The organism is Streptomyces sp. SAS_270 (assembly GCF_052543295.1).
Genome location: NZ_JBMNDS010000128.1, coordinates 1 through 17,918, shown reverse-complemented (window position 1 = coordinate 17,918; position 17,918 = coordinate 1). Strand labels below are relative to the sequence as shown.

At 68.4% G+C, this 17,918-nt stretch carries 12 protein-coding genes and 3 pseudogenes; 10 read left to right on the top strand and 5 right to left on the bottom strand.

The features are described 5' to 3' along the window. A partial coding sequence (locus ACN6LB_RS43705; RefSeq protein WP_445030765.1) for a TetR family transcriptional regulator occupies positions 1-313 on the bottom strand: 313 nt, incomplete at its 3' end. A 220-nt stretch (positions 314-533) separates the two neighbouring features. Between ACN6LB_RS43705 and ACN6LB_RS43700 the strand changes: the two genes are divergently transcribed. Further along, positions 534-1,622 carry an alkene reductase gene (locus ACN6LB_RS43700; RefSeq protein WP_445030764.1) on the top strand — a complete coding sequence of 363 codons (1,089 nt, stop codon included), beginning with the start codon at positions 534-536 and terminating at the stop codon, positions 1,620-1,622. Positions 1,623-1,648: 26 nt separating this feature from the next. After that, positions 1,649-1,851: pseudogene (locus ACN6LB_RS43695) on the top strand (ATP-binding protein); the annotation flags it as partial. A 41-nt stretch (positions 1,852-1,892) separates the two neighbouring features. Here ACN6LB_RS43695 and ACN6LB_RS43690 read toward each other — a convergent pair. Beyond that, positions 1,893-2,750: an acyl-CoA thioester hydrolase/BAAT C-terminal domain-containing protein gene (locus ACN6LB_RS43690; protein ID WP_445030763.1), complete on the bottom strand. Its 858-nt coding sequence runs from the start codon at positions 2,748-2,750 to the stop codon at positions 1,893-1,895. Between the two features lie 27 nt (positions 2,751-2,777). Beyond that, positions 2,778-3,269 (bottom strand): annotated as a pseudogene (locus tag ACN6LB_RS43685) (alcohol dehydrogenase catalytic domain-containing protein); the annotation flags it as partial. Between the two features lie 228 nt (positions 3,270-3,497). Between ACN6LB_RS43685 and ACN6LB_RS43680 the strand changes: the two are divergent. Continuing rightward, positions 3,498-4,145: a hypothetical protein gene (locus ACN6LB_RS43680; protein ID WP_445030762.1), complete on the top strand. Its 648-nt coding sequence runs from the start codon at positions 3,498-3,500 to the stop codon at positions 4,143-4,145. Between the two features lie 21 nt (positions 4,146-4,166). Here ACN6LB_RS43680 and ACN6LB_RS43675 read toward each other — a convergent pair whose 3' ends face one another. Next, the gene (locus ACN6LB_RS43675; RefSeq protein WP_445030766.1) at positions 4,167-5,666 is read right to left on the bottom strand and encodes an ISL3 family transposase; all 1,500 of its coding nucleotides are present in this window, start codon (positions 5,664-5,666) and stop codon (positions 4,167-4,169) included. 196 nt (positions 5,667-5,862) lie between these two features. Here ACN6LB_RS43675 and ACN6LB_RS43670 point away from each other — a divergent pair, with 196 nt between their 5' ends. From ACN6LB_RS43670 to ACN6LB_RS43640, 7 genes and pseudogenes are all read left to right on the top strand, one after another. After that, the gene (locus ACN6LB_RS43670) at positions 5,863-6,408 is read left to right on the top strand and encodes a ferredoxin (RefSeq protein WP_445030761.1); all 546 of its coding nucleotides are present in this window, start codon (positions 5,863-5,865) and stop codon (positions 6,406-6,408) included. A gap of 217 nt (positions 6,409-6,625) precedes the next feature. Next, positions 6,626-7,693 (top strand): ISL3 family transposase, encoded by a 1,068-nt coding sequence (locus tag ACN6LB_RS43665; protein ID WP_445030760.1) that lies wholly within the window; start codon positions 6,626-6,628, stop codon positions 7,691-7,693. Beyond that, positions 7,690-8,265, top strand: coding sequence for an ISL3 family transposase (locus ACN6LB_RS43660; RefSeq protein WP_445030759.1), 576 nt, complete (start codon positions 7,690-7,692; stop codon positions 8,263-8,265). Before ACN6LB_RS43665 ends, ACN6LB_RS43660 begins: the two co-directional genes overlap by 4 nt. Positions 8,266-8,459: 194 nt before the next feature. After that, positions 8,460-11,530, top strand: a pseudogene (locus ACN6LB_RS43655) (Tn3 family transposase). A 110-nt stretch (positions 11,531-11,640) separates the two neighbouring features. Then, positions 11,641-12,120 carry a hypothetical protein gene (locus ACN6LB_RS43650; protein ID WP_445030758.1) on the top strand — a complete coding sequence of 160 codons (480 nt, stop codon included), beginning with the start codon at positions 11,641-11,643 and terminating at the stop codon, positions 12,118-12,120. 62 nt (positions 12,121-12,182) lie between these two features. Then, positions 12,183-14,429, top strand: coding sequence for an FxSxx-COOH system tetratricopeptide repeat protein (gene fxsT / locus ACN6LB_RS43645; RefSeq protein WP_445030757.1), 2,247 nt, complete (start codon positions 12,183-12,185; stop codon positions 14,427-14,429). A gap of 148 nt (positions 14,430-14,577) precedes the next feature. Beyond that, positions 14,578-15,183, top strand: a complete 606-nt coding sequence (locus tag ACN6LB_RS43640) for a recombinase family protein (RefSeq protein WP_445030756.1) — start codon at positions 14,578-14,580, stop codon at positions 15,181-15,183. Between the two features lie 294 nt (positions 15,184-15,477). Here ACN6LB_RS43640 and ACN6LB_RS43635 read toward each other — a convergent pair whose 3' ends face one another. Beyond that, positions 15,478-17,067, bottom strand: coding sequence for an ISL3 family transposase (locus ACN6LB_RS43635; RefSeq protein ID WP_445030755.1), 1,590 nt, complete (start codon positions 17,065-17,067; stop codon positions 15,478-15,480). Positions 17,068-17,918: the final 851 nt, after the last annotated feature.

The following is a 17,918-nucleotide window of genomic DNA, read 5'->3' as shown; positions in this document are numbered from 1 at the left end:
ACGCCCGGCGCAGCGCCACCCAAGGCCGCTCCTCGTCAGGGCGGGCGGCGAGCGCTTCCGCGACGTGCTGGCCATCGCCCTCCAGACCGCCCAGCACGATGTCTTCCTTTGTCCCGAAGTACCGGAAGAGGCTGGCGCGTGACAGTCCCGCTTCGGCGGCGATCTGGTCGGCGGTCGTGCGGTCGAAGCCCTGAGAGGTGAAGAGCCGGAGCGCCACTTCTGTCACTTCCGCCCGGACCGTTGCCCGCATGCGTTCACGCAGACCGGGCGGCTTCGGCGGGGTGGGGTTGGCGGTGCTGGCGGAGTCGGTCATACGAGAAACACTACCGCCAAGACTCAACTTGAGACTTGGTCTCAAGGATGCATCCCGCCCGCACGCATCAACCGGACATCGAATCATCTTGAGACTTAGTCTCAAGTAGATGTAGAGTCTCTCCGTGGAGGTTGCATTTCGAACGGAGTGCTGCGAACCGGCAGCCCACCCGACTCCCGCCTGCCTCTCTCACCCGACCCCCTTCTTGAGGAAAGCTGCTATGACTACCGCGTTCGACCCGATCGACCTGAGCGGCAAGACGCTCGCCAACCGCATCGCCATGGCGCCGATGACCCGCAGCCGCGCCGACGCTCCCGCAGCCACGGCGACGGAACTGATGGCCACCTACTACGCCCAACGCGCGAGCGCCGGCCTGATCATCACTGAGGGCATCCAGCCGTCGTTGGCCGGCCAGGGCTACACCAACACCCCCGGCCTGCACTCCGCCCAGCAGGTCGACGCCTGGCGGAAGGTGACCGACGCCGTCCACGCCCAGGGCGGCACGATCTTCGCGCAGCTGATGCACACCGGCCGGATCAGCCACCCCAGCCTGCTGCCCGACGGCCTCATCCCCGTCGCCCCCTCCGCCGTCGCGGCGACGGGCCAGGTGTTCACGCACCAGGGCCCCCAGGACTACGTCACGCCCAAGGAACTGGACCAGGACGACATCGCCCAGACGGTCGCCGACTACGCCGACGCCGCGCGCAACGCGATCGCCGCCGGTTTCGACGGCGTGGAGATCCATGGGGCGAACGGCTACCTGATACACCAGTTCCTCGCCCCCAACACCAATCTGCGCGCCGACAGTTGGGGAGGCGGGGCCGCGGACCGGGTCCGCTTCGGTATCGAGGTCGCCACGGCTGTCGCGGAGGCGATCGGTGGCCACCGGACCGGCTTCCGTATCTCTCCCGGCAACCCCTACAACGACATCGCCGAGACCGACTCGGCGGATGTTCTGGAGACCTACACCACCCTGATCGCCCATCTCGCCCGGCTGGACCTCGCCTACCTGCACCTGCTCGAGAGCCCGGACCGCGACCTGACTGCCCGGCTGCGCAAGGACTGGCCGACGGCGTTCATCCTCAACCCCTTCACCCACACCGAGCCCACCGGCCCCGGCGCTGTCGCTCACATCGAGGACGGCACCGCGGACATCATCGCCTTCGGCGCGCTGTTCCTGGCCAACCCCGACCTGCCCGCCCGCCTCGCAGCCGGCGGCCCTTACAACGCCCCCGATGCGGCAACTTTCTACGGCGGCGACCAAAGGGGCTACACCGACTACCCGGCGCTGCACGCCGACAGGGCGTGACCTGTAAAGAAGTCACCATCCGCGGGGTTCTAACGGAGCGTGAGGAGAAGAACAGCATCGCGATCGCCTCCAACGAGGCGTTCACCGGGTGAGCAAGACCTTCGCCGACCCGCGGCTCTGCGCGGCGACCGTGGACCGGCTCACCTTCAACGCCACCCTCATCGAGACCGGCACCGAGTCCTACCGCCTGGCCCGCATCAGGGCAACCAAGAGCAACGGGACGCAGTAGAGACCCTCTTCGGGCTTCGTGCGCGATCAACCGGGGGAGGGTCAGCTCCCGCCGCGGAGCGCGTCGAGGACGTGGGACCAGGCAGCCGTCCCCAAAAGCGCGTCAGCTTCGGGCGTGCCTCCGTACTGGAAGCGCGGGGATGCCGAGGCTGGGCTCTCGCCAGGAAAACGAGGGCGGTGACCGGCATCATGGCGGGCGATGAGACGCACCGTGGCCCCAACTGAGCGCCGGCGTTGCGCCAGTTGTTCGGCGAAGGGAAGAGACGGCCACATCGCATCGTCGCCGCCTGCGACCAGCACCAGATCGGCCCGCGCCTTGTCGACGGGGATCTCCGCCGGAGAGAGCAGACCGGCAAACGTCCGCTCGCTGAGTTCGTACCACCCGCGGATGGCGACCGGCCCACCGCCCACCTCTGCGGGAGTCCAGGAATCGTCCATCGGGACGAAAGGCAGCGCCTGCTCTCGCCAGGTCCAGGACGATCGATAAGGGTGTCGTGCTCCGTCGCGGCCTGGCCCGACGTTGCACCAGACCCGGGACGTGGGCGACATCGCGATGACGACGTCCACGCGCGGATCGTGCACTGCCGTGAGCAGAGCTGCCTCAGCCCCCTTGGAAGTGCCCAGGATGCCGATGCGCTCCGCCCCGTTCAACCGGAGGAAGCCGACGGCGGCGGTGAACGTCTCCAGGGGGATCTCGCAGATCCCCGGGGTCTGCCCCGGACCGCCGAACCAGCGGATCGACACGGCCGTCATGCCCTGCTGGGCAAGGATGCGTGCTCTCTCTCGTTCGACGCGCCCGCTGGAACCCGCCAGGACCAGGACACCGATGTCACTGCCGCGGGCGGGAGCGGCCAGAATGCCCTCCCAGGGGTCGGTCAGCTCGCACTCGCTGACATCCACGTGGCCCCCGTCGGTCCGCCTCAACTGTCAGCGCAGCCTAATCGGCGCCGGCGTCCGGCGGGCCAGGTCGGGGTCGGCCGGGTCGAACCGGGCGACCTCCGCGGCGTGCACCGCATGGATGGCGACCAGGCCGACGATGAGTCGCGCGGCGGGGCCATCAAGCCGGTCCAGGGCACCTGGTCCTTTACTGCGTTGAGCCAGGTTGGCCTGCCCCGATGGCGTCGGGAGCGAATGGCCGTGGTGTCTCCGGCGATGAAGCCCCTGACGAGCCGGAGGTGCTGGATGGTCTCCAGCAGCCGGACGGCTTGCTGACCGATTTCCTTGCTGGGGGCGTGGACGGCCATGCCCATGCTCAACCGGGGGTAGCGGCCTGCGAGTTCGGGGTCGGTGTGCTCGCCGGGAGCAGGGTGGCGCTGTAGCGCGAGGTCGGGCATAGACCTCGTCGCCCACCTTGAACCCGCGCACCGCGGGTCCGACGCGGCAGACGACGCCCGCGACGTCGTGCCCGAGCGCAGGGGGGTGAACGGGGCCGCGTGCAGGCTCCGGGTGTCGAGTGGACACCTCTTCCCGTACGGGTGTCGCGCCGCAGGTGAGGTGGTGGCGCGGGGTGGGCGGTGCGGAGGGCGCGGCGCTGATGGCGCTCGTTGAAATTGGTTCTGGCAGCACTTTCGTGAAGAACACGGCCGAGCCGAAACCTTGAGTCGAAGTGAAGTGCGATCCGTGCGTGGTAGGGCATAGCGTCCTGGGATGAGCAGCTTCAACACGCACCAGAGACGGGTCTACGACGAGGGCCTGCCGACGCGCGCCCGGCATACGAATTTGCGGTCGTGCCTCGTCCACTTCGCGCCCTACGGCTTCCGGGCCACGTATCACCATCTCTGTCTCAGCGCGGGGATCCCCAAGGATCTGGAGAAGGATCCGAGCTCGCTCATACGTGCCGTCGAGGAGTTGCACCACGCCCGACAGCTCTGGCTCGCTGACGAGCGTGCCTATGCCAACTGTCGCCGAGCGGACAAAGCGCGTGGCTTTCGGCAGGTGAAACGAGACGAGTCCTGGCGAGGCTGGCAGCGTGGGTGGGGGAACATTGCCTACTGTCCCGAGCCGACGATTCATCCCGACGAGCCGCTGCCAGCGGTGGTCGAGCGGGTGCTCCGTTCGTCAGTGCCGCCGGATGAAGCTCCTGCGCTGACGTGCCGTGTATGCGGAAACCGGGACAACACCAGCGTCTGGTACGACGGCGCCTACCGGATCCATCAGCTGTGCAGGGAATGCGGGGTCAGTCTCGCGGTGCAGCGGGCCGACGCGCCCGACCCGCTGTTGGCGGCCGACCATGCCCGGCAGTGGAAGGAGATCTGGAGGCTGCGCAACGAATCTCCTCGCAGCTACCCGAGCTGAGTTTTCGGCTGGGTGTGGGCATCACGGTGGGGTGAGAATCCGCGCTCGGAGGAGTGCGAAGGATGCGCGGCCGTACATGCTCCGCTTGAGGAGCTTGATTCTGCAGACGTGGCCCTCGACGACGCCGGAGCTGTAGGAGAGGGTGAGGCCGGCGGTGACGGCGTCGATGTCCTGGCGGAGGAAGCTGGCGAAGGAGTGGATCGGCCTCAGGTCGCAGCGTTCGGCCTGCCTGATCCACTCACCCAGCAGGTGGCCGCGGCGGTGACGGACCAGGTCGGTGAAGGCACAGGCCAGGTCGCAGGCGTTGGTGATGTCCGGGCAGGCCAGGCGGACTTGCTCCAGAGCATCGGTATCTCGCGGTGGGAGGTTCTCGCGTGGCCGCATGGTCCACCCGGTGATCTTGCGGGGAGCCGGGATGGGCGCGAGGGCTGGGACGGCTGTGCCGTCACGCAGGGTCCCCACGTAGCGGGAGAGCGTTGAGTACCCGCCGCGGAAGCCGCGGTCGCGGATCTGCCGGTAGAGCTCGGTGGCAACGGTGTTGCCGGCGGCGAACTCGGCCTGTAGGTACGGCTTGAACCGGTCGAGGGGTACGTTCCTGCGGTCGCGGGCGGAGGCCAGCAGGACATCGAAACTGGTATCGCGGTAGCGGCGCACGGTCTTGCGGTCCAGCCCGAGGTGGCGGGCGATCTCGCTGAGCGGGTAGCCGAGGTCGACCATGCGGTTGATCTCCTCATGGCGCCGCAGGACCCGGTCCACGATCAAGGTCGGCGGCAGAGCCTCCAGCGCCGGCATTCTCGGCTCGGCCCGTTGGGTGCGTTCGGCGTATTTCTGCAGGCAGGCGCGATGCTCATGGCAGGTCTTCTCCACCGCGAGGGAGAGGTTGCGCAGCAGGTGCCAGCGATCGGCCACCTCGATTGCGTTCGGGGCGGCTTCCTTGACCGCTCGGGTATAGGCACTGGCCCGGTCCCGGCACACCACTTCGGCTCCAGGGTGCTCGCGCAGCCAAGCGGCCAGCGTCTCGGAGGTTCTGTCCGGCAGGACATCGACCGGCCGACGGGCCTCGATGTCGACCAGGATGGTTCCGTAGCGGACGCCTCGCCGGAAGGCGAACTCGTCCACCCCTAACACCCGTGGGGCCCGCTCAGCTACTGCCGGAGCGTTGATCAGCCTCAGCAGTCTCATGCGCCCGGCGGGCACAGAGAGTTTCCTGCACAGTCGTGCGCCGGCCCGACCACCCAGCTCTGCTGCGATAGCGCGGAGCTGGCTCCGTAGTTCAGTAGTGGCCTGCTGGTGGCGTTCCGTCAGGCCTGCGACTTGCTCAACGAACGTGCGACGCAGGCAGGTTGGAGACTCGCAGAAGAACCGGCGCACGGTCAGCCGGACCAGCAGCGGCCGACCTCCTACAGGGCTGTCGGCCAGTATCCGGCAGTAGCGGCTGTGCACCCGACGGGATCCCGAACCGCAGTCCGGGCACGGTCTCGAAGGACAGTTACTCAACGCCTCCACGAGCAACTCGCCCATGAACGCCGCCACACGCTCCACCGACACCCCGGCTATCCCGGGAAAGAGCAGATCTTCAACCGACAACCGCGCAACCCCCATGACCAGTGCTTTCCCGCCCAAGCCACAGTCTGACCTCGTCTTTCACGAAAGTGCTGCCAGAACCCACAGCTCAGGCCGCGATTCTCAGCTCTTCGGGCAAAAGTACGCTGCCCTCATGACGCTCTACTTCGACGCGGCGGCAGTCCTGTTCCAGGTGTACCCGAGCTGCAACGGTCGCTGGGAGGACCGTCTGTGGCTCAACGTCCCGGGGCCGGTGTACGGCGCCGAGACGGATAACTGCGCGACAGGCCGACTCGAAGCCCCGCGTCACATCCACTACGGCGGTCAGTACTTCACGGAGTACGTATATCGCCAGCCGCGCACACTGGACGAGGTGAGGGACGTACTCAGTGCCATCGAGGCGGACCCTATGGACGGCTATGCCTGGGACGGAGACCAGCGGTGGACACCGGAGTTGGTCCGGGAGTGGTGGCGCGACCGGGAGCGGATCCTGGAGTACCTGAGAGACCAGGTACACGAGTGGGAGCGGTACGACCGGTGGATCCCGAACCAACGAGCAGTGGAGGGTGCCCTGGACTTCGCGGCCTACATCGCTGGCGGCACCGACTCCGGAAGCCTGGAGACTGACCTGCAGGTCTACCTCTACTGGCTACAGGAACGCCGCTCTCCCACCCCGGCCGACCGACTGCCCGAGCTCTAGACCGATATACCTCGACTTACCTGAGGCAGGACAGCAGCACGGCAGCCTCACATGACTCTGTAGCCACCATCGGGTCGGACGACGGGACCCGAGACCACGGCAACGAGAGGTGTGGCAGAACCATGGCCATTCTCCCAATCGAACGCAAACATCACGCTCCGCGACTGTCCCCAAGATCTGGCTCTGTCTCTGATTTGGGGGTGGGTGATGATCAAGAGTGCATGGGCATCACCTTGGCGTGGGGGATGTGGTCCGCCTCGCTGACCTCCTCTTTCCGGGGGTCGGACTCGAGGTAGAAGAAGTGCTTCTTGGGGACGCTGAGGTCCGTCTTGCTGTGCGGTCCACCGTAGGGTCGGCCGCCTGTCCGGGATGCGGATGGAGATCCTCGCGCGTGCACTGCTACTACCAGCGATGTCTGGCGGACCGTCCCGTCGCCGGTCGGCGGGTACGCCTCGATCTGCGGGCACGTCGTCTCGTCTGCGGCAACGGCAGTTGCGGGCGGCGGACCTTCGCCGAGCAAATCCCGGACCTGACCCGTCGACACGCACGCCGTACGAACGCTCTCACCGCCCAGCTCACGGACATCGCCCTGTTCCTGGGCGGACGAGCTGGAGCCAATCTGTGCGGACGCATGGCCGTCACCACCTGCAAGGACACGCTGCTCCGACTCATTCGCGCACTGCCCGTCCCGGCGGCAGAGTCTGTCCCGTGTCTGGGCGTGGATGAGTTTGCAGTGCGGCGCGGTCGTACCTACGCGACGATCCTCGTCGACATGACCACCCGCCGCCCTGTCGACGTCCTCGCGGACCGCACTGCGCACACCTTCGCCGCCTGGCTGCGCGGACACCCCGAGGTGAGGGTTGTCTGTCGCGACCGTGCCGGCTCCTTCCGCGATGGCGCCCATGCCGGTGCACCACAGGCCCGCCAAGTTGCCGATGCCTGGAACCTGTTGCACAACCTCGCCGAGGCCGTCGAGCGAGTCGTCGGACGACACCGCGCCGACCTGCGCGAACCCCTCGCCGTGCGGGCCAATCAGGATGACACCCGTCCACCAGCAGGCGTCCGCCCCGCCGCCCTGGGCGAACTTGACGTGCACGGACGGCAGCGGCCGCTGGTCGCCCGCACCGCGAACGCCACCAGCAGATCCACGAACGCATCGAACGTGGCGACAGCCTGCGAGCCATCGCCCGTGAACTTTGCCTCAGCCGCGGCACCGTCCTGCGCTTCGCGCGGGCCGCCGATGTCGAGCAGCTTCTCGTCGCGGCAACCAACCGCCCGAGCGTGATCGACGACTATCGGCTCTACCTGCATCACCGGTGGATGGAGGGCTGCACCAACGCTGCCGCACTCACCCGGGAGATCCAGCAGCTGGGCTATCGCGGCGACATCAACACCGTCCGCCGCCACCTGCGGCCCTACCGCACTGGGACGATCCCCACGGATGCTCCGCTGCCCCATCTGACCGTCCGCCGGGTCACCGACTGGATCATGCGCCGACCCGAACACCTCACCGAGACCGAGCGCAAGTGCCTCGGCGAGCTGTGCGAACGCAGTCCCGCCCTGACCACGACCACCGAATACGCCCGGCGCCTGGCCGCGATGGTGCGCGAACGCCGCAGCGAGCATCTCGCCCTCGACGTCTGGCTCGCCGACGTCCGCCTCGACGGACAACGAGAACTCCCCACCCTGGCCGCCGGCATACGGCGCGACCACGCAGCAGTACTCGCCGCCCTGACCACCACCTTCACCTCGGGAGCGGTCGAGGGCAACGTCACCAGAATCAAGCTGCTGAAGAGACAGATGTACGGCCGGGCCAACTTCGACCTCCTACGACGCCGCATTCTTCTCTCACCTTGATCAACCGGCTGACACCCCCAAATCAGGGGGTCCCCGTAGTAATCGCCGAGAAAACAACGGATATCCCTGACCTGCACGAATGTGCCGTGACGATGGCCGGGTTGGTCGAGTAGATGAGCAAGTGCGACCAGCCTGGCGTCGGAGCGGGCGTGATGAGGCTGTTCACCTGACTGTGCCTCGCCCTGGCTTCTACGGTGTGGCGCACGGTGCCCACGAGGCGTGGGCGGTTGCGGTGGAGGTTCCGGGTGGCGACCCGTGTGTTCGCGGATGACGAGCTGGAACGGCTGCGGGGCTTCCCGGAGATCAACAGGGAAGAGCTGATCCGGTTCTTCACGCTGACCCCGGCGGACGTGGGGTTCATCGATCCGGGACGCGGTCGTAGCCCCAAGGACCGGATCGGGCTGGCTGTCCAGCTGTGCACGCTGCCCTGGCTCGGGTTCGTACCGGACGACGTCACTGCGGCCCCGCCGGCGGCGGTGGCCCGGCTCTCGGAACGCCTGCAGATACCCGTCGGCGAACTGCGGTTCTACGGGACGCGCAAACAGACCCGGACCGGCCACCTGCGGGAGGTGGCCGGGTATCTGAACTGGAAGTCCGCCAAGGCGATGCAGCTGAAGGAGCTGGACGAGTTCCTGCTCGCCCGGGCGATGGAGCACGACTCGCCCTCGCTGCTGTTCCGTCTGGCGTGCGAGCATCTGGCGGCCTCGCGGGTGGTACGGCCCGGGGTGGTCAGTCTGCTGGAGCGGGTGGCCGCCGCGCGGGCGGAGGCGGGCCGGGAGACCTACCAGCGGGTTCGGCACATGCTGACGCCCAAGCTGATGGGTGAGCTCGACGGCCTGCTGAGCGTGGATCCGGTGATCGGGGCAACGAGGCTGAACTGGCTGTCCACGGGCGCGACCGGGGACTCGGCGAACGCGGTCAAGGGGGAGCTGGAGAAGCTGGGGTTCCTGCGCGGCCTGGACGCCCATGCTCTGGACCTGACCGCGCTGCCCGCCGAGCGGCGCCGGTTTTTGGCCCAGGTGGGACGCCGGCTGACGCCGCAGTCGCTGGACCGGCGCGAACCCCAGCGCCGCCACCCGATCCTGCTGACGATCCTGGCGCAGTCGGCCGCCGACGTGCTGGACGAGGTCATCGGCCTGTTCGACCAGGCAGTCTCGGCCCGGGAGAGCCGGGCGCGGACCAAGATGCGCGACGCGCTGGCGGCGCGGGCCGCGGCCGGGGAGGGCCGCCAGGCGCTGCTGGACGAGATCCTGCCGGTGCTGCTGGATGTGGCCATCGAGGACGAGCAGGTCGGGGGACGGCTGCGGAACACCATCGGCATGGAGCGGCTGAGGGCCGCGGCGGCGGGGTCCGCACCCCGGCTGCCGCGCGATCACGGGCACCTGGCAATGCTGGACGACTCCTATACCTACCTGCGGCAGTTCACCCCGGACGTGCTGCGGGCCATCTCCTTTCAGGGCGGCACGGGTGCGGAGTCGCTGATGGAGGCCGTGAAGATCCTCAAGGAGCTGAACGCGACCGGGGCGCGGAAGGTCCCCGACGGGGCGCCCGCGGACTTTGTGCCGGTGCGCTGGGCTGGCTATCTGGAGCAGGCCGCGAAGTCCCGGGACGTCACGGCCTACCGGCACTTCTGGGAGCTGACGGTGCTGCTCGGTCTGCGCGACGGGCTGCGCTCGGGCGATGTGTACGTGCCCTCCTCGCGCCGGTACGCCGACCCGGCCTCGTACCTGTTCACGCCCGGGCAGTGGACGCTGCAGCGGGACCAGTTCTGTCAGCTGGTCGGCAAGCCCGCCTCGGCCAGGGCCGCACTGGACGCGTGCAGGGAGGAGCTTCAGGCAGCGATGGGGGACCTGGAGAAGGTCCTGGGCAACCGCCTGGCGGGCACCGGTGAAGTACGGCTGTCGGACAAGGGGGAGCTGATCATCCCTCCGCTGTCGGCCGAGGACGTGCCTGCTGAGGCCGCCTCGCTGCGCGATGAGCTCTCCGAGCTGCTGCCGCTGGCCCCGATCGCCTCGTTGCTGGTGGAGCTGGATCGCCGTACCGGGTTTCTGGACTGCATCACCCACGCCGGCGGGAAGCAGTCGCGCAGCCCGGAGCTCAAGCGCAACCTGTTGGCGGTGCTCATAGCCAATGCCACGAATCTGGGCTTGGTGCGGATGGCGGAGGCGTGCGGGATCTCCTACGACATCCTGGCGTGGACCCAGGAGTGGTACATCCGCGAGGAGACGCTGGCCGCGGCGAACGCCGCGATCGTGAACTACCACCACCGTCTGCCGATGACGCAGGCGTTCGGCGGCGGCACGCTGTCCTCCTCGGACGGGCAGCGGTTCCCGGTCCAGGGCAAGTCGACCACCGCGCGGGTGATGAAGAAGTACTTCGCCGGGCAGGGCCTGTCCACCTATACCCACGTCTCGGACCAGCACTCGACGTTCGGTACGAAGGTCATCGTGGTCACCCGGCGCGAGGCCCAGTACGTACTGGACGAGATCATGGGGAACAGGACCGACCTGCCGATCACCGAGCACGCCACCGACACGCATGGCGTGACGCTGGTCAACTTCGCATTGTTCGACCTGGTGGGGATGCAGCTCTCGCCGCGCATCCGGGATCTGGGGAAGATCACCCTGTACCGGATGGACGCGCAGCGCGAGGTGGGCAGGCTCTGGCCGGTCGCGGGACCGCTGCTGACCCAGAAGATCAACATGGGGTTGATCGAGGAGAACTGGGACGACCTGCTGCGTCTGGCCGCGTCGATCAAGTCGGGCATGCCACCGCCTCCCTGATCGTCGGCAAGCTCTCCGCCTCCTCCCGGCAGAACACTCTCGCGGCGTCGCTGAAGGAGTACGGGGCGCTGCGGCGCACCGTCTACGCCGCCCGCTACCTGGCGGACGAGACCTACCGCCGCAAGATCGCCCGGCAGCTCAACAAGGGCGAGTCGCTGCATTCCCTGCGCAGGGACCTGCACTACGCCCACCAGGGCAAGATCCGCGAACGGTTCCTGGCCGGGCAGACCGAGCAGGCGTGGTGCCTGACCGTGCTGACCAACTCCGTGGTGACCTGGACCACGGAGTACTACGGCCTGGCCGTCGCGCAGATGCGGGTCGAGGGCCGGGCGGTGGATGACGAACTGCTGGCGCACATCTCCCCGGCGCACAGCGAGAACGTCAACTATCACGGCACGATCAACGTCGAGGTCGACACCGAACTCGCCAAGCTCGACCCGGCCGGCTACCGGCCGCTGCGCTCCCGCCGTGAGCGGCCCTGAGCGCCACGGGCCGGGCCTGGTGCGCTCCGTATGTGCAAAGGCGGCTCGGGGCCGGGGTGTTGCTGCCATCGTGGTGGTGGACACGGACTGTCGGCGTGGTGGGGGGCGGCATGGGACGCAACGCCAGGTGGGCGGTGGCGGGGCTGGTGACGGCCGCGGCCTTCGCGGTGCCGGCATGGCTGTGCGGTGCTGTCGTGCTGCCACCGCTGCTGAAGGATCCCGCGATCCGCTGGTCGCTGGCCTCCACGCTCGGCGCGGTGCTGGGCTCGCTGGTTGTGTTGTGGGGCCACGGCTTCGTCACCCGGGCGCCAGCGACCGGGACCTCCGGCCGCGCGGTCCAGGCCACGGCCGAGCGCGCGATCGCCATCGGCGGGGACAACCGGGCCTCCGTCTCCACCGGAGACGCCAGTGCACCCGCCCCGCCTGCACCCGCCCCGCCCGCTGCCGGACCGGACCCCGCCCCGCCGCCGGCCACGGACACGGTGTCCGCGTCCGGGCCCCGTGCAATCGCCATCGGCGGAACCAACTCCGGTCCGCTGTCCACCGGCGATCAGCCCGCCGGTGGACAGCCTGGCGGGGCCCACCCGTGAGGTGGCCGTTGCGGCGGACCGGGAGGCAACCGGAACCCCCCGCCACCGGGCCCGGCCTACGGGTGGCGGCGAGCGCCGAGCGGGCCGCCGCCATCGGGGGCGACAACTACGCCCCCGTGCAGACCGGGGACCACGCCCGGGCGGTGTCCCTGCCGCCCGAGGCACTGCAGCCCCCCGCCCAGGTCGCCGCCCCGGCCGGGCTGGACAACCTGGCCGGGCGCCCGGGCCTGTTCGTCGGCCGCACCAGTGAACTGGACCGGCTCGATACCGCGCTCGCCGCCCCCGGCGGGGCCGTCGTCCAGGCCGTGCACGGCCTGGGCGGCATCGGCAAGAGCACCCTGGCCGCGCACTGGGCTGCCACCCGCCCCCACGGCTGTGCCCCCGTCCGGTGGCTCACCGCGGACACACCCGCCGGCGTGCAGCAGGGCCTGGCGGACCTGGCCGGCGCCCTGCAGCCGGCCCTGATCGGCGCCCTGCCCATCGAGGCCCTGGCGGAGTGGGCCCTGCAGTGGCTGGCCAGCCACACCGGCTGGCTGCTGATCCTGGACAACGTCAACGACCCGGCCGACATCGCCCCGCTCCTGGCCCGCACCCACGCGCAGGGACGCTTCCTGATCACCAGCCGCCTCGCCACCGCCTGGTACCACATCCCCACCGTCGTGCGCCTGGACGTCCTGGACGAGGCCGACGCACTCGACCTGCTCACCCGTATCGCCACCCACGCCGCACCCGGGCGGGATCTGGACGGCGCCATCGACCTGTGCGCGGAACTGGGCCAACTGCCCCTGGCCGTCGAACAGGCAGCCGCCTACCTCGCGCAGAATCCGCTCACCACCCCCCGCGCCTACCTCGCTCTGCTCGGCCAGTACCCGGCCGCGATGTACCGCGCCGGCGGCGTCGGCATCACCCCACCCGAACGCACCATCGCCCGGATCTGGCACCTCACCCTGAACCAGATCACCACACTCCAGCCCCAGGCCGCCGACTTGCTGCGCCTGCTGGCCTGGTACGCCCCCGACCAGATTCCCGCCACCCTCCTGGACGGCGGACCGGCCGACCCGCCCGCACTGAACGCCGCGTTCGGCGTCCTGACGGCCTACAGCATGATCAGGCCCGCCGCCGACACTCTGTCCGTTCACCGGCTCGTCCAGGCCGTCGCCCGGACACCGGACCCCGGCGACGCACACCGCACCCCCGCACTCATCGAACAAGCCCGCGAACAGGCCACCGCCTGCCTGCACAGCGCCCTGCCCGCAGACTGGGAAGACCCTGCCACCTGGCTGACCTGGCGCACCCTGCTCCCCCACATCGACGCACTCGCCGACCACACCACCCCAGACACCGACACCTCCACCACCGCCCGCATCCTCAACCTGACCGCGCTCTTCCTCGACAACCAGGGCCTGACCGCCCGCGCGATCAGCCACCTCCAACGCGCCCTTGAAGATCGGCTGCGGGTGCTGGGCGAAGACCACCCCGACGCCCTGGTCTCCCGCAGTAACCTCGCTGGCGCCTACCAGTCGGCGGGCGACCTGGGCCGCGCGATCCCGCTGTTCGAGCAGACCCTCACCGATCGGCTGCGGGTGCTGGGCGAAGACCACCCCGACATCCTGTCCTCCCGCAACAGACTCGCCTACGCCTACTGGTCGGCGGGCGACCTGGGCCGCGCGATCCCGCTGTTCGAGCAGACCCTCACCGATCGGCTGCGGGTGCTGGGCGAAGACCACCCCTTCACCCTGTCCTCCCGCAACAACCTCGCTGGCGCCTACCAGTCGGCGGGCGACCTGGGCCGCGCGATCCCGCTGCACGAGCAGACCCTCACCGATCGGCTGCGGGTGCTGGGCGAAGACCACCCCGACACCCTGACCTCCCGCAGCAACCTCGCCTACGCCTACGAGTTGGCGGGCGACCTGGGCCGCGCCATCCCGCTGTTCGAGCAGACCCTCGAAGACACGGTGCGGGTGCTGGGCGAAGACCACCCCGACGCCCTGGTCTCCCGCAGCAACCTCGCCTATGCCTACCGGTCGGCGGGCGACCTGGGCCGCGCGATCCCGCTGCACGAGCAGACCCTCACCGATCGGCTGCGGGTGCTGGGCGAAGACCACCCCGACACCCTGACCTCCCGCAGCAACCTCGCCTACGCCTACGAGTTGGCGGGCGACCTGGGCCGCGCGATCCCGCTGTTCGAACAGACCCTCGAAGACACGGTGCGGGTGTTGGGAAGAGACCATCCGCTGACGCATGCAGTCCGCCGCGCTCGTGCTGATGCTCTCGCCAAGCGAGCTGTCGACGGCCCCAAGTGGTGGTGAACTGGTGTGTCACAAGCATGGATGTGACACCGGGGCGGGACCGTTGAAGCGTGATCACGTTTCCGCAGGTCGGCCAGTGTCAGAACTCAGTGTCATAAGTCTTGGTCAAAAACCGCGCCACAGCGTTAAGTTCTGACACTGTGGGCGGATGGATCTTGCCTACGCGCGCGTCAGTACGACCGCTCAGGACCTCGACCGGCAGATCGACGCGCTTCGCGAAGCCGGTATCGCCGAGGAACACATCTACGTCGACAAGCGCACCGGCGCGAACATGGACCGCGAGGGCCTGACCGCACTACTCGGCTTCGCGCGGCCAGGCGACCGGATCAACGTGCTCACCCTGGACCGGCTCGGTCGGAACATGCGCGAGACCCTGAACCTCGTGCACGACCTCACCGAGCGCGACATCTTCCTGCGCACGCTCGGTGACAAGCTTGCCGTGGACACCAGCGAGCCGGGCCCCGGGACGGACATGGCCATCGCGCTGCTGGCGATGTTCGCGCAGATGGAGCGGATCTACATGCTGGAGCGCGCCGCCGGCGCCCGTGCCGCCAAGGAAGCCCGCGGACTTCCTACCGGACGGCCCGCGAAGCTCAACGCGACCACCCGCGCCGGAGCCGCCCAACGGATCAAGGACGGCGCCATCCCCGAACAGGTCGCCGCCGACCTCGGCATCAGCCGCTCCACGCTCTACCGAGAACTGCGCAAGCACCGCGAAGGCGCGACTGCCGGACCCGTCGGACAGGAAGGCTGACCAACGGGCGGGCCGTGTCTGTGCAGGTCAGGGATATCCGTTGTTTTTTCGGCGATTACTACGAGGACCCCGTGTCGGTGGTGACCCCCGTGTCGTTCACGGAGCAGCAGGAGCGGAAAGATCGGGACACACGTAAGGCCCGTGCCATTGGCACGGGCCTGACATGCTTGTGACCTGCGTCACACCGGATCAGGTTCACGGCCTGACCCGAGCCCTCCAAGCACCGGACGGCTCATGGGCATCACAGGATCTGTCCCTCGTTGTGTGGTTCCGTAACGCTGGGTGTTGGGGCTGTCAGGCGAGGAGGACTCGTCGTCGGAGCAGTTCGAGGCTGGCTCGGCCGTACATCTGTCGTTTGAGCATCTTGATGAGGTTGTTGTGTCCTTCGACGACGCCGGAGTTGTAGTCGAGGCTGAGGCCGGCGACGACGGCGTCGAGGTCCTGGCCGAGGCCGGTGACGAACGTCTGCAGCGCGGGCAGGTCGTCGTTTTCGACTCGGGTGATCCAGGCGTGCAGGTGCTGTCCGTCGCGGTGGTTCATCAGCTCGGCGAATGCCCGGGTGTGGCCGGCGGTTCGGGCCAGGGCCGGGGATCGGGCCAGAACTTCCTTGAGTTGCCGTGCCTGCTCGGTGTCGAGTCGGTCGGGGTGGCGGGTGATCCAGCTGGTCACATCCCGCACGGAGGGGTGTCTGCGCGGTGGATCGTGCGGCAAGGTGCTGCGCAGTCGGCTGACGTACCGGCGGACTACGGTCGCGCAGCCGGGATAGCCCAGCGCGCGGAGTTCGTCGAACAGTTGGCTGCCGGTCGTGCTGCCCTCGGCCCATCGCTCGTGCAGGTAGGGCTTGTAGGGATCGAGGATGCTGGTGCGGCCGGTCCACTGTCCGACCAGGAGCTCGTCCGGGTCCGCAGCGTGAGCGAGACGACGCACGGTGTTGCGGGCCAGCCGCAGCTGGCGGGCGATGGAGCGCAGGCCGTGCCCGTCGGCCAGGAGCGCGTGAACGGTGGCATGTTGTTCCCGGATGCGGTCCGAGAGTCGCCCAGATCGGCGAGGACCGGGCGGCTCGGCCGGGGCGAGCTTGCTGAGATCCAGCGTCGGCGGGCGAGAGGGTTCGACGGACTGCTCATGAAGTAGGGCCCGGTGATGGACGACGGTCTTCTCGACTGCCTCAGTGAGGTTCTTCCAGATGTGCCAGCGATCCGCGACATGGATCGCATCGGGGGCTCCGAGCCGCCCGGCCTCGGCGAACGCGATGGAGCGATCACGGCAAATGACTTCGATCCCGGGATGGCTGGCAAGCCACGCCGCCACCGTCGGCACGGTCCGGTCGGGCAGCAGATCGATCGGCCGCCGGGTGGTGATGTCCACCAGGATCGTTCCGTAGATGTGCCCCTTGCGCAGGGCGAACTCGTCGATGCCGAGCACTCGCGGTGTGGTGATCGCTGGCATCGGCACCTTCATGACCATGCGGAGCACGGTGTTCTTGCTGGCCACGATGCCCAGTTGGCGGGCCAGCCGGGATCCGGCACGGCCGGCCAGCGCGAGGCCGATGACGCCGAGGATCGTGCGTAATCGTTCGGTCCAGCGCCCGGACCTCCGGGTCAGGCCCTCAATCTGCTCCACGAACGTGCGGCGCCGGCAGTCCGTGCTGGTGCACAGGAATCGGCGCACCCGCAAGGCGATCACCACCGGCTGGTGGGCGATGGGAAGGTCGGCAGGAAAGCGCAGATAAGAACCGTGTTTCCGCGTCGACCAACAGCCGCACTCCGGACATGGGGCTCCGGTCGCGGTTGCTTGCGCATGGAGTTGCAGCACCCCGTCGACGCTCACAGCCTGCGTGGTCACCACGCCTGGAACGAGCGGGAACAGCATTGTCGTCAGAGGCATCCTCATGTCGTTCATACCGTTTGAGGGTGCGGACACCAGCCTCACTACGGACGGCGCAGGGGCAGAGCATCGGATGCACTACCGAAGTCTCCTCACGCCCGCGCACGAGCCGCCTCTCACAACGATGCGACGGTGAGGGCTAGTTCAGATACTCACCGTTACGGCACCACACAACGAGGGACAGATCCACTTTTTCAGCCGTCGCCGACACCCGCGCACGCGGGGATGGTCCCAAGTTCGTCAACGGCGGTTCCTTCGCGGGAGGCTGCTCCCCGCGCGCGGGGATGGCCCCGGGCGGACCCGTTGCCCGGACTGGCTGTGGACTCGAGAGAGAAGTCGTCTGTCTGCGACTTCGGGAGTCACTTCGTGAAGCTGCTGAGTGATCAATGTCAACAAGTTTGGGAGTCACCGCAGCCGCTGTCGGGCCAGCCCGGAACGCAGTCCACCATTCATGGTGATCGTATGGAGATGTGCGGAACTCCTCCGACGAACCTGGCTTGGGGCTGCACGCACCGTGAGACTTGCAGCCAGCCGTGGCCACGGTTCCGTTCATCGAACGTCGAGCAGGTCCGCACCCTGTACTCGCCACCGCCCTGCGCACCGTGGTCGTCGTCGCCTACATGGAGCAGAGCCTGAGGGGGTAGTCATGAGATCGCGACTGCAGTGGATCCGCGGCCGCGGAGAGCATCTCATCGTCGAACGCAAACAGACCTACAGGGCAGAGCTCTTCGTCAAATTACTTGTCCTGGTCGGTGAGGGGCCTCGCGTTTGCCGGACAGGTGTCTGACCGTCTATTTCACGCGGCGATTCGCAACTTCTCGTACTCGGCGTGGACTTCGCGTGGAGGGCGG

Bases quoted from the DNA above. Each gene is read 5' to 3' on its own strand.
- ACN6LB_RS43670 (WP_445030761.1), top strand. From the start codon at position 5,863: ATGACGCTCTACTTCGACGCGGCGGCAGTCCTGTTCCAGGTGTACCCG.
- ACN6LB_RS43700 (WP_445030764.1), top strand. From the start codon at position 534: ATGACTACCGCGTTCGACCCGATCGACCTGAGCGGCAAGACGCTCGCC.
- ACN6LB_RS43675 (WP_445030766.1), bottom strand. From the start codon at position 5,666: ATGGGCGAGTTGCTCGTGGAGGCGTTGAGTAACTGTCCTTCGAGACCG.
- ACN6LB_RS43640 (WP_445030756.1), top strand. From the start codon at position 14,578: ATGGATCTTGCCTACGCGCGCGTCAGTACGACCGCTCAGGACCTCGAC.
- ACN6LB_RS43650 (WP_445030758.1), top strand. From the start codon at position 11,641: ATGGGACGCAACGCCAGGTGGGCGGTGGCGGGGCTGGTGACGGCCGCG.
- ACN6LB_RS43635 (WP_445030755.1), bottom strand. From the start codon at position 17,067: ATGCCTCTGACGACAATGCTGTTCCCGCTCGTTCCAGGCGTGGTGACC.
- ACN6LB_RS43680 (WP_445030762.1), top strand. From the start codon at position 3,498: ATGAGCAGCTTCAACACGCACCAGAGACGGGTCTACGACGAGGGCCTG.